This is a genomic window from Micromonospora sp. 4G55 (assembly GCF_016803375.1).
In genome coordinates, this window is record NZ_JAEVHN010000173.1 from 1 (window position 1) to 11007 (window position 11007).

8 protein-coding genes and 7 pseudogenes are annotated in these 11007 nt (G+C 74.4%); 9 read left to right on the plus strand and 6 right to left on the minus strand.

The window, feature by feature from the left end; genetic code table 11:
- Positions 1-409 (minus strand): annotated as a pseudogene (locus JNW89_RS16215) (helix-turn-helix transcriptional regulator); the annotation flags it as partial.
- Positions 410-663: 254 nt separating this feature from the next.
- Between JNW89_RS16215 and JNW89_RS16220 the strand changes: the two are divergent.
- Positions 664-903 (plus strand): annotated as a pseudogene (locus JNW89_RS16220) (WhiB family transcriptional regulator); the annotation flags it as partial.
- Between the two features lies 1 nt (position 904).
- Here the strand turns inward: JNW89_RS16220 and JNW89_RS16225 are convergent.
- Positions 905-1300 (minus strand): annotated as a pseudogene (locus JNW89_RS16225) (helix-turn-helix transcriptional regulator); the annotation flags it as partial.
- Positions 1301-1554: 254 nt separating this feature from the next.
- On the opposite strand from JNW89_RS16225, the gene JNW89_RS16230 reads away from it, so the two are divergent.
- Positions 1555-1938 (plus strand): WhiB family transcriptional regulator, encoded by a 384-nt coding sequence (locus JNW89_RS16230; protein ID WP_154941882.1) that lies wholly within the window; start codon positions 1555-1557, stop codon positions 1936-1938.
- A 428-nt stretch (positions 1939-2366) separates the two neighbouring features.
- On the opposite strand, the pseudogene JNW89_RS16235 reads toward JNW89_RS16230, so the two are convergent.
- Positions 2367-3158: pseudogene (locus tag JNW89_RS16235) on the minus strand (molybdopterin-dependent oxidoreductase); the annotation flags it as partial.
- Positions 3159-3188: 30 nt separating this feature from the next.
- Here JNW89_RS16235 and JNW89_RS16240 point away from each other — a divergent pair.
- Together JNW89_RS16240 and JNW89_RS16245 are read left to right on the plus strand one after the other, a co-directional pair.
- Positions 3189-3395 (plus strand): annotated as a pseudogene (locus JNW89_RS16240) (trans-aconitate 2-methyltransferase); the annotation flags it as partial.
- Positions 3392-4417 carry an adenosine deaminase gene (locus JNW89_RS16245; protein WP_238449553.1) on the plus strand — a complete coding sequence of 342 codons (1026 nt, stop codon included), beginning with the start codon at positions 3392-3394 and terminating at the stop codon, positions 4415-4417. The pseudogene JNW89_RS16240 and the gene JNW89_RS16245, both read left to right, overlap by 4 nt.
- A gap of 73 nt (positions 4418-4490) precedes the next feature.
- On the opposite strand, the gene JNW89_RS16250 is transcribed toward JNW89_RS16245, so the two are convergent.
- The 3 genes and pseudogenes from JNW89_RS16250 to JNW89_RS16260 all read right to left on the minus strand — a co-directional run.
- Positions 4491-4685: a hypothetical protein gene (locus JNW89_RS16250; protein WP_238449554.1), complete on the minus strand. Its 195-nt coding sequence runs from the start codon at positions 4683-4685 to the stop codon at positions 4491-4493.
- 282 nt (positions 4686-4967) lie between these two features.
- Positions 4968-6370 (minus strand): annotated as a pseudogene (locus JNW89_RS16255) (ATP-binding protein).
- A 29-nt stretch (positions 6371-6399) separates the two neighbouring features.
- Positions 6400-6785, minus strand: a pseudogene (locus JNW89_RS16260) (winged helix-turn-helix domain-containing protein); the annotation flags it as partial.
- A 39-nt stretch (positions 6786-6824) separates the two neighbouring features.
- On the opposite strand from JNW89_RS16260, the gene JNW89_RS16265 reads away from it, so the two are divergent.
- The 5 genes from JNW89_RS16265 (at position 6825) to JNW89_RS16285 (ending at position 10874) form a co-directional block, all read left to right on the plus strand.
- Positions 6825-7067 (plus strand): DUF167 domain-containing protein, encoded by a 243-nt coding sequence (locus JNW89_RS16265; RefSeq protein ID WP_306344872.1) that lies wholly within the window; start codon positions 6825-6827, stop codon positions 7065-7067.
- Positions 7068-7089: 22 nt separating this feature from the next.
- Positions 7090-8592: a potassium/proton antiporter gene (locus JNW89_RS16270; protein WP_238449555.1), complete on the plus strand. Its 1503-nt coding sequence runs from the start codon at positions 7090-7092 to the stop codon at positions 8590-8592.
- Positions 8593-8816: 224 nt separating this feature from the next.
- A complete protein-coding gene (locus JNW89_RS16275) occupies positions 8817-9236 on the plus strand; it encodes a TraR/DksA C4-type zinc finger protein (RefSeq protein ID WP_154943859.1) in 420 nt (139 codons plus the stop codon).
- Positions 9237-9303: 67 nt separating this feature from the next.
- Complete coding sequence (gene lspA, locus JNW89_RS16280; protein WP_238449556.1) at positions 9304-9930, plus strand: signal peptidase II; 627 nt, start codon at positions 9304-9306, stop codon at positions 9928-9930.
- Entirely contained in the window at positions 9927-10874 is a 948-nt protein-coding gene (locus JNW89_RS16285) for an RluA family pseudouridine synthase (RefSeq protein ID WP_238449557.1), read from the plus strand. Before lspA ends, JNW89_RS16285 begins: the two co-directional genes overlap by 4 nt.
- Positions 10875-11007: the final 133 nt, after the last annotated feature.

The window sequence follows — 11007 nt, forward strand, 5'->3', positions numbered from 1 at the left end:
GTGTCCCGGGCCGGTCGGTGACCCGGTTCCGGGCCGTCCGGCCGGGGGCGGAGAGCAGCAGCAGCGCCTTGGCCACCGCGCTGGTCAGGTCGTGGTCGGTGCCCTGGATCAGCCCCCGGGCCCCGGCGTTGATCGTCGCCGCGGCGGCCTCGGACTCCTCGGCCCCGAGCAGCAGCACGGCGGCCTGTGGCGCACGGGCGAGCACCCGGCGGACGAAGCCGGCACTGTCGGGTCGGGTGAGGGCGGTGTCGGCGAGCACGACGTCGACGGGGCGCTCGGCCAGCCGCAGCATCACCTCGGGATCGGAGACGGCGGTCCGCACGACCGCGGCCAGGCCGAGCCGGGCGGCGGCCGAGGTCAACTGCTGCGCGGCGAGCGGTGTCCGGACGCAGACGAGAACGGTACGCACGGTGGTCTCCTCTCCGCAGAGAGCAGACCATGGCCGGCTGGGCCGGGGTGGAGGTTCCCCGCAATCCTCCGAACTTTTCCGACATCCAGGGCATATGCCGCGACTTGTCCGAGGTTTTCGATCACAGAAGTGTGAGTCGGGGAAAGGTCGGGTACCGAGACGCCAGGCCGGAACCGGTGCGCCTGCGCGGACCGCCGCCCGGACACCGGATGCGAACGAGACCTCCGCGGTGCCGCGCGGGAGGAGGGGTGCTGATGTCGAACGTACGTAGACTGCCCGGACCCATCGTCGACCTGTGGGACTGGCAGCGGCTCGGTGCCTGTCGGGGCCGCGACAGCGCGCAGTTCTTCCACCCCGACGGCGAGCGCGGCTCATCCCGGCTGCGCCGCGAGTCCGGCGCCAAGGCCGTCTGCCGGGCCTGCCCGGTCCGGGCCGAGTGCGCCGCCCACGCGCTGTCCGTCCGCGAGCCGTACGGCGTCTGGGGCGGCTTCAGCGGTCGGTGACCCGGTTCCGGGCCGTCCGGCCGGGGGCGGAGAGCAGCAGCAGCGCCTTGGCCACCGCGCTGGTCAGGTCGTGGTCGGTGCCCTGGATCAGCCCCCGGGCCCCGGCGTTGATCGTCGCCGCGGCGGCCTCGGACTCCTCGGCCCCGAGCAGCAGCACGGCGGCCTGTGGCGCACGGGCGAGCACCCGGCGGACGAAGCCGGCACTGTCGGGTCGGGTGAGGGCGGTGTCGGCGAGCACGACGTCGACGGGGCGCTCGGCCAGCCGCAGCATCACCTCGGGATCGGAGACGGCGGTCCGCACGACCGCGGCCAGGCCGAGCCGGGCGGCGGCCGAGGTCAACTGCTGCGCGGCGAGCGGTGTCCGGACGCAGACGAGAACGGTACGCACGGTGGTCTCCTCTCCGCAGAGAGCAGACCATGGCCGGCTGGGCCGGGGTGGAGGTTCCCCGCAATCCTCCGAACTTTTCCGACATCCAGGGCATATGCCGCGACTTGTCCGAGGTTTTCGATCACAGAAGTGTGAGTCGGGGAAAGGTCGGGTACCGAGACGCCAGGCCGGAACCGGTGCGCCTGCGCGGACCGCCGCCCGGACACCGGATGCGAACGAGACCTCCGCGGTGCCGCGCGGGAGGAGGGGTGCTGATGTCGAACGTACGTAGACTGCCCGGACCCATCGTCGACCTGTGGGACTGGCAGCGGCTCGGTGCCTGTCGGGGCCGCGACAGCGCGCAGTTCTTCCACCCCGACGGCGAGCGCGGCTCATCCCGGCTGCGCCGCGAGTCCGGCGCCAAGGCCGTCTGCCGGGCCTGCCCGGTCCGGGCCGAGTGCGCCGCCCACGCGCTGTCCGTCCGCGAGCCGTACGGCGTCTGGGGCGGCTTCAGCGAGTCCGAGCGGCTGCGGCTGCTCGCGCTGGGCTGGGAGGACCTGGCCGACCGTCGGCAGACCCGGGTCGACATCGCCCGGCTGGAGGCCCGCCTGGGCCGCCCGCACAAGTCCGCCGTGCCGGACCAGCGCAAGGTCGCCTGACCCCGGCCGAGAGACCCCGACCGACGCCGCGCTCCGCAAACCGGAGCGCGGCGTCGGCGCGTTCCCGGCCCGCGGCCCTGGCCGGTCGGCCAGGCCGGGTCTGACCCCACTCTGATCCCGGTCCCGGTCCCAGTCTGGTTCTGGTCCCGGTCCCGGTCTGGTCCCGGCCTGGCCCCGGTCTGGTCCCGGTCCGGGCGGCAGGTGGGTCGGAGACGCTACGGATCTGATGACGTGAACGGATCAGCCCCACCTGCCGCAGGGCGTCGCCCTCCGGGGCGCCGAGCCGCGCCCGGTCCGGCCGCCGGAGCGACTCCGTTTGCGGCGTGTCGCGGTGTCGCAGCCGTCGGGACACCGCGACACACCGCAAACGGCGAACTCGCGTGCGCGGACCGATCACGACCGGCGCACCTGGGGTGGCCGGGGCGGGGTCAGCGGACGGTGACCTTGACCGTGTGCCAGCCGGTGGCGCCGTCCGGCTCGACCGGCTGTTCCCGGCCGGTCTGCGTCTCGCCGGTGGCATCGGTCGCCCGAACCTGGAGGGTGTGCTCGCCCGGGGTGGCGTCCCAGCGCCAGGACCACTGCACCCAGGTGTCCACCGACACCGTCGGGGCGAGCGTCGCCTCCCGCCATGGGCCGCCGTCGACGCGTACCTCGACCCGGCTGATCCCGCGGTGCTGGGCCCAGGCCACCCCGGCCACCATGACCGGGCCGGTGGTGAGCCGGTTGCGCGGGCGGGGCGTGTCGATCCGGGACTGGGTCTTGACCGGTCCCTGCGCCGACCAGCCCCGCGGCACCCAGTACGCGTCGAAGTCGGCGAAGCTGGTCAGCTCCAGCTCGGTCACCCACTTGCACGCCGAGACGTAGCCGTACAGGCCGGGCACCACCATGCGGACCGGGAAGCCGTGTTCGACCGGCAGCGGCTCGCCGTTCATCCCGACCGCCAGCAGGGCGTCCCGCCCGTCCCGCAGCACCGCCGTCGGGGTGCCACAGGTCCAGCCGTCGACCGAGCGCCCCACCACCTGGTCCGCGCCCTCCTCCGGGTCCGCCTCGTCCAGCAACTCCTTGAGGGGTACGCCCAACCACCGGGCGTTGCCGATCAGGTCCCCGCCCACCTCGTTGGAGACGCAGGCCAGGGTCACGTACCGCTCCACCATCGGCCGGGCGAGCAGGTCGGCGAAGCTCAGCTCGATCGGGTTGCGCACCCGCCCGTGGATCCGCAACGTGCACCTCTGCCGGCCGACCCCGCCGCCGACCACCCGGTGCTGGCCTGGATGGAGGGGACCGCGCTGCGACCGGTCCGGGCCGCGCTGGCCGCCGCCGACTGGGCGGACTTCCGGGCCGAGCTGGGGGTACGCCTCGCCGAGGCGTACCCGGTGCGGCAGGGTCAGGTGTACTTCCCGTTCCGCCGGATCTTCACCGTCGCCCGTACCGTCGCCCGCGCAGAGGAGAACCTGTGACCGACCTGCCCACCTTCATCGCCGGACTGCCCAAGGTGGAGCTGCACGTGCACCACGTCGGCTCCGCCTCGCCCCGCATCGTCGCCGAGCTGGCCGCTCGGCACGAGGGGCGCAGCCCGGTCCCGGCGGACCCGGCCGCGCTCACCGACTACTTCGCGTTCCGCGACTTCGCCCACTTCATCGAGGTGTACCTCAGCGTCGTGGACCTGATCCGCGACCCGGAGGACGTCTGGATCCTCACCCACGAGGTGGCTCGCGAGCTGGCCCGTCAGCAGGTCCGATACGCCGAGCTGACCATCACCCCGTACTCGCACGTGCGCCGGGGCATCCCCGCCCCGGCGTTCTGCGAGGCGATCGAGGACGCCCGCAAGCGGGCCGAGGCCGACTTCGGCATCGCCCTGCGCTGGTGCTTCGACATCCCCGGCGAGGCCGGGCTGCCGGCGGCCGAGGAGACCCTGCGGATCGCCCTGGAGGAGCGCCCGGACGGGCTGATCAGCTTCGGCCTCGGCGGTCCCGAGATCGGGGTGCCCCGGCCGCAGTTCAAGCCGTACTTCGACCAGGCTCGGGCGGCCGGGCTGCGCTCGGTGCCGCACGCGGGGGAGACCACCGGCCCGCAGACGGTCTGGGACGCCCTGCGCGACCTGGGCGCCGAGCGGATCGGGCACGGCATCTCCGCCGCCGAGGACCCGGAGCTGCTGGCGTACCTGGCCGAGCACCGGATCGCGTTGGAGGTCTGCCCGACCTCCAACGTCCGTACCCGGGCCGTGGCGCGGCTGGCGGAGCACCCGCTGCGGCGGCTGGTCGACGCCGGTGTGCTGGTCAGCATCAACTCCGACGACCCGCCGATGTTCGGCACCACCCTCAACGACGAGTACGCGGTGGCCGCCGCGCTGCTCGACGTCGGCCCCGAGGGGGTGGCCGCGCTGGCCCGGGACGGGGTGACCGCCTCGTTCCTCGAACCGGGCGAGAAGGCCCGGATCAGCGCCGAGATCGACGCCTGGTTGGCCGCCGGGACGCGCTGAGCCTGCGGAGCACGTCGCGCGGCCGGACCCCAGGTCGGCCGGCCGCGCCGGGGCGCCGGTCTCCGCCGAAGCATCAGGGCTTGGAGGCGGTCAGGTCGAGAGCGGCCGGGGCAGCGAGCGTGACCGGTGTCGCGGCGGTCGGCGTCCGGATCGCGGGCGGGGCGACGCCGTCCGCCAGCACCGGGTCCTGCCAGAGCGCGAGCGTGAGGGCGATGCCCGCGCCGACCACGGCGGCCCAGCGCAGCAGCCGGGTCACGGAGGGGCTCATCGGGTCACCTCACGACGGTCGCTGAGAGGTGGGGCGCGCGGCGGGAGCGGGTGTGGGGGGACCGTGCCCCCGCCGCGCGCTCGGGCTCCACCGGCCGGCAGTTGTCAGGGGCGACAAGACCGGTGGAGCTGATGGGTTCTCCCTGATCCTGGCAGCGTCCCGCCGCGTCGGCGCCCGCGTTAATCCGGATCTAAGGAAGACTTGCGCCACCGCACAACCAACGCCCGCCCGCCTCGCCGCCGGGGCGTCCCGGTCGCGGAACGGCGCTGCCGGTCGTGGTGGTCAGTCGTCGGCGGGACGCTGCCGGGGCCACCGGCGCCTGCTGGTCTTCTGCTCCCGGGCCTCCCGGGCCATCCGGCCGACCAGCCCGAAGCGGTTGACCTGCCGGGGCGTCGCCTCCGGATCGGCCAGCAGCATCACCACGCTGGCCCCGCCCAGCCGGGCCCGGTCGATGCTCACCGAACCGTTGGCCTGCAACGCCACCCGCTTGGCGATGTCCAGCCCCAGCCCGGTGGAGCCCTGGTCGCTGGCGCCCCGGCGCAACGCCCGGTCCGGGTTGGCGATGCCGGGGCCGGCGTCGTCGATCCGGATCGCCACGTAGCCGTCCCGGCGCGAGACCGCCACCTCGAACGCCGTCCCCTGCGGCGTGTAGCGGAACACGTTGCCGATCACCGCGTCCAACGCGGCGGCCAGCTCGGCGCGCGGCACCGGCGCGGGGATGCGCAGCTGGGCGCCGCTGACCCGGTGCGGCCGGTTCTGGTCGCCGGCCAGGGCCGCCCAGAACACCATCCGGTCCCGGACCACCTCGCTGACGTCGCACTCCGCCGGCCCGGCCTCGTGGGCCACCGCCTTGCGGGTGGTCTTGATCAGCACGTCGATCTCACCCTCGAGGGTGACGATCGCCTGCCGGATGCGCCGGATCGCGCGCCGCCGGTCCAGCTCGGCCGGGGTGAACGAGCCGACGCTGGTGTCGTCGGAGTCCAGCCCCTCGGCGTCCAGCCGCAGCACCGTCAGCGGCGTCCGCAGCCGGTGCGACAGGTCCGCCACCAGCTCCCGTTCGTCGGTGCGGGAGGCGACCAGCCGGTCGGCCATCCGGTTGAACGCGTACCCGGCCTCGGCCAGCTCCCGCGGGCCGCTCGGCTCGACGCGTACGCCCAGGTCGCCGTCGCCGACGGCCAGGGTCGCCTTGACCAGCCCTCGGGTGGAGTCGACCGCGCGGGCCGCCACCGGTCCACCACGATCACGGCGGCGCCGACCAGGGCCACGGCGACGGCGGCGAGCAGCAGCCAGGTGCCGCCGGAGCCCTCGTCGAGGTCGGCCTCGGGGACGAACACCTCGACCACGGCCACCCGGCCGTCGAGCACCACCGGGTCCAGCCGCAGCACCCCGCCGGAGACGTCGGTGACCACCGACCGCTTCTCCGTGCGGGCCCGTTGCAGGTCCGTCTCGGCGGCGCGGCCGGCCGTCTCGTCCCCGCCCAGCCCGTGCACCACCGGCCGGGTCGCCGGGTCGTCCCCGGTGGCCTCCACGGCCCGTCGCACGGCCGCTGGTTCGGTGCTGACCGCCAGCGCCCCGGTGACCAGCGCGCTGCGCCGCGCCGCGTCGGCCAGCGCCTCGTCGCGGACGTCGTCGCGCAGGCTCACCCCGAGCGGGATCAGGAACGCCAGCGCGACCAGCGCGCACATGCCGGCCGTGAGGTAGGCCAGCGCCAGCCTCAGTCCGGGGCCACCAGTCGGAAGCCCACCCCCCGCACGGTGCGCAGGTAGCGCGGCTTCGCCGCGGACTCGCCCATCTTTCGGCGTAGCCAGTACAGGTGAACGTCGATGGTCTGGTCCTCGCCGACCGACGGCTGCCGCCATACCTCCTCCAAGAGCTCCCGGCGGGACACTACCCGGCCGGTCGTGCGGCGAGATACGCCAGCAGGTCGAATTCCTTGCGGGTCAGCGCCAGCGGCTCCCCGTCGAGCACCGCGCTGCGCTCGCCCACGTCCACCCGCAGGCCGCCCACCGTGTGCACCGCCGGCTGCACCGTCCGGCTGGCCCGGCCGACCCGGCGCAGCACGGTGGTGATCCGGGCGTCCAGGTGCGCGCCGGTGAACGGCAGYTGCWSSATSTRGTGCTGWCCSYGCGTAAGCCGCAGCTGGCCAAGGACCTCAACCCGGTCGAGCTGTCCCGCACGCTGCAACGGGGGCTGCGCCCGGTCGAGGACGGGCGGGCCACCGAGGCGGCCCGGAAGGCGCTGGCCGGCGCGCTCGGCGTACGACCGGCCGCGGTGTCGCTGCGCACCGGCGCGGCCAGCCGCGACAAGCTGTTCACCGTCGAGCGTCCCACCCCCGGGTTGACCGACGTGCTCCACCGGCTGCGCGACGGATCGGACGGGTGAGGGCGCTGCGGGTCGGTGGCCCGTGACGGCGGGGCTGGACCTCGCGCTGCTGCTCGGCGCCGCCGTCCTGCTGGTGGCGATCGGCGCGGTCCGCTTCTCCACCCGCCTCGGCGTACCGAGTCTGCTGGTCTACCTGGCGCTCGGGGTGGCGATCGGGGAGGCCGGTCTCGGCATCCGCTTCGACGACGCCGAGCTGACCCGGGTGCTGGGCTTCTGCGCGCTGATCGTGATCATCGCGGAGGGCGGGTTGACCGCCCGGTGGAGCACCCTGCGCCCGGTGCTCGGGCTGGCCGCCGCCCTGTCCACGGTCGGGGTGCTGGTCAGCATCCTGGTCGTCGGCCTGGCGGTGCACCTGCTGCTCGGCCTGGACTGGCGGCTCGCCCTGCTCTACGGCGCGGTGCTCTCCTCCACCGACGCGGCGGCGGTCTTCGCCACCCTGCGCCGGCTGCGCCTGCCGCCCCGGCTGGTGGCCACGCTGGAGGCCGAGTCCGGGATGAACGACGCCCCGGTGGTGATCCTGGTGGTGCTGCTCTCCCGCGGCGCCGAAGGCGGTCACCCGTGGTGGTACGAGGTGTTCCTGGTCGGCTACGAGCTGGGCGTGGGGGCGGCGGTCGGGCTCGCCGCCGGGCTGACCGGCCGCTTCGCGCTGCGCCGCGCGGCGCTGCCCTCGTCCGGGCTCTACCCGATCGCCGCGGTCGGCTTCACCGTGCTGGCGTACGCCGCTGGGGCGGTGCTGCACGCCTCCGGCTTCCTCGCCGTGTACGTGGCCGGGGTGCTGCTCGGCAACGCCCGGCTGCCGCACCGGCAGGCCATCCTGGGCTTCGCCGACGGGCTGGCCTGGCTGGCCCAGATCGGGCTGTTCGTGCTGCTCGGGCTGCTGGCCACGCCCAGCCGGCTGGACGCGGCGGTGCTGCCGGCGGTGGTCGCCGGCCTGGCCCTGCTGCTGCTGGCCCGGCCGCTGTCGGTGCTGGTGGCCGCGCTGCCGTTCCGGGTAAACCTGCGCGAGCAGGCGTTCCTGTCCTGGGCCGGGCTGCGCGGGGCGGTGCCGATCGTGCTGGCCACCATCCCGCTCTCCGAGCGGGTGCCCGGGGCGGACCGGCTCTTCGACGCGGTCTTCGTCCTGGTGGTGATCTTCACGCTCCTGCAGGCGGGCACGCTGGCGCCGGCGGCCCGCCGGTTGCGGGTGACCGCGCCCGCCGAGCTGGCCGAGATCCACGTGGAGACGGCGCCGCTGGAGCGGATGCGCGCCGACCTGCTCCAGTTGGCGGTGCCGCCCGGTTCCCGGCTGGCCGGGGTGCACGTCGACGAGCTGCGGTTGCCGGTGGGCGCCTCGGTGACCCTGGTGCTGCGCGACGGGGCGGGTTTCGTGCCCGGCCCGGACACCCGGCTCAAGGCGGGCGACAGCCTGTTGATCGTGGCGACCGCCGGGGTGCGGGACGAGGTCGAGCGGCGGTTGCGGGCGGTCAGTCGGCGGGGTCGACTGGCCAGGTGGTTTGGCGAGTACGGGGAGGATCGGGATGGCTGATCTGCTAGCGTTCCCTTTGCCCCAATTAGGGCTTACTAGGGGCTGAATAGCGGCACGACGGTGCGCCACGTTGTCGGACGCCTGTACGTTCCGTATTCTTGCCAACCTCCGGAGTGCGCGGCCCTCGTTGCCGTGCGCCCGTTTTGTTACGTGGGGGACGCCAGGCCGGTGACCCCTGTCCGGACACCGCCGACCGCCGCGCTACGCGGCTGAGGGAGCTGACGATGGCGAAGCCAGCCGACACCAGGACCGCCGGCCGCAAGCCTGCGGTGAAGGCCACCCGCAGCGCGGCGGAGACCGAGAAGATCCGGGCGGCCCTGGCGGCCCGACGGGACGAGCTGCGAGCCGAGTACGATCAGACGCTGAGCGAGATCACCGAGCTGCAGCGCGACCGGCTGACCGACTCGGCCGGGGACGACCAGGCCGACACCGGCACCAAGACGTTCGAGCGCGAGCAGGAGATCTCCCTCGCCAACAGCATCCGGGAACGGATCACGCAGGTCGAGCGGGCCCTGGAGCGCCTCGACGAGGGTGGCTACGGGTGGTGCGAGCGGTGCGGGAACCCGATCCCGGTCGAGCGGCTCGCCGCCTTCCCGTCGGCGACCCTCTGCGTGACCTGCAAGCAGCTGGAGGAGCGGCGCTGACGTCCGCTCCCCGGTGACGAACGCGAGACGGTGAACCGCTCACCGTCGGACAGTCGATGGGGAGTCGATGACCACAGCACCGACCGCCGGATCCGGCACCGCTGAGCCGGGCGACGGTACGCCTCGCCGCAAGGCGGTCGTGGTCCTGGTCAGCATCGCCCTCGCGGCCCTGCTGGCCGACCTGTTCACCAAGCACCTCGCGCTGGTGACGCTCGACGACCGGGGGCCGGTACGCCTGCTCGGCGGCGCCGTCTACCTGACCCTGACCCGCAACAGCGGGGCGGCCTGGAGCATCGGCGCGGACCACACCTGGGTCTTCCCGCTGATCACCATCGGCGTGGTCGGCTGGATCGTCTGGATGGCGGTCCGGCTGCGGTCCCTGCCCTGGGCGGTCTCCCTCGGCCTGGTGCTGGGCGGCGCGCTGGGCAACCTCACCGACCGGATCTTCCGCGCCCCCGGCCACTTCGTCGGGCACGTGGTGGACATGGTCAGCCTCTTCGACCCGTACGGGCAGGTCTGGCCGGTGTTCAACCTGGCCGACAGCGCGCTGGTCTCCGGGGTGCTCCTGGCCGTGCTGCTCGAACTGACCGGCCGCCAGCGCGACGGCAGCCGGGCCGGTACGCAACGCCCCGCCGACGACGCGGCCGCCGACGACCGGGACGCCACCGGCGCTCAGCCCCGGGAGCGGGCGTGACCTCGGCCTTCGCCGCCGGTGGCGGTGACCAGCGTTCCCTGCCCGTCCCCGACGGGCTCGACGGCATGCGCCTGGACCAGGCGGTGTCCCGGCTCTTCGGGCTCTCCCGCACCGCCGCGGCGGCCCTGGTCGACGCCGGTGACGCGCTGGTCGACGGGGTTGCGCGGCCCAACTCGCACAAGGTGAAGGCCGGCTCCTGGCTGGAGGTGACCCTGCCCGCCCCGGTCGCGCCGCCGACGGTGGTGCCGCAGGCGGTCCCGGGCCTCACCGTGGTCCACGCCGACGACGACATCGTGGTGGTGGACAAGCCGGTCGGCGTGGCCGCTCACCCCAGCCCCGGCTGGACCGGGCCGACCGTGATCGGCGGCCTCGCCGCCGTCGGGCACCGGATCTCGACCAGCGGCGCCGCCGAGCGGCAGGGCGTGGTGCACCGGCTCGACGTCGGCACCACCGGCATCATGGTGGTGGCCAAGAGCGAGCAGGCGTACACCGCGTTGAAGCGGGCGTTCAAGTACCGCGAGGTGGAGAAGCGCTACCACGCCGTGGTGCAGGGGCACCCCGATCCGCTGCGCGGCACCATCGACGCCCCGATCGACCGGCACCCGCACCACGACTACCGCTGGGCGGTGGTCTCCGGCGGCAAGCCGAGCATCACCCACTACGACACCATCGAGGCGTTCCCGTCGGCGAGCCTGCTCGACGTGCGCCTGGAGACCGGTCGCACGCACCAGATCCGGGTGCACTTCTCGACACTGCGGCACCCCTGCGTGGGCGACATCACCTACGGCGCCGACCCCACCCTCTCGGCCCGACTCGGGTTGGGCCGGCAGTGGCTGCACGCCCGGTCGCTGAGCTTCCTGCACCCGCGTACCGGCGACGAGGTGACCTTCGTCAGCGAGTACCCGGACGACCTGGCCCGGGCGCTGGCGATCCTGCGCGACTGACCGCGTCCGTCCGAGCCGACCGAACCGCACCCGATCCGAGCCGACAGGGGGCCCGCGCCGGTGAGCGCCGCCGTACCGCCACCGGCCGACCGGCCGACACCGCCACCGCCGGTGGGCGGCCCGGCCGTGCCCG

Excerpts from the sequence above, each read along its gene's own strand:
- JNW89_RS16230 (WP_154941882.1), top strand. The coding sequence starts at position 1,555 with ATGTCGAACGTACGTAGACTGCCCGGACCCATCGTCGACCTGTGGGAC.
- lspA (WP_238449556.1), top strand. The coding sequence starts at position 9,304 with ATGACCACAGCACCGACCGCCGGATCCGGCACCGCTGAGCCGGGCGAC.
- JNW89_RS16275 (WP_154943859.1), top strand. The coding sequence starts at position 8,817 with ATGGCGAAGCCAGCCGACACCAGGACCGCCGGCCGCAAGCCTGCGGTG.
- JNW89_RS16250 (WP_238449554.1), bottom strand. The coding sequence starts at position 4,685 with ATGAGCCCCTCCGTGACCCGGCTGCTGCGCTGGGCCGCCGTGGTCGGC.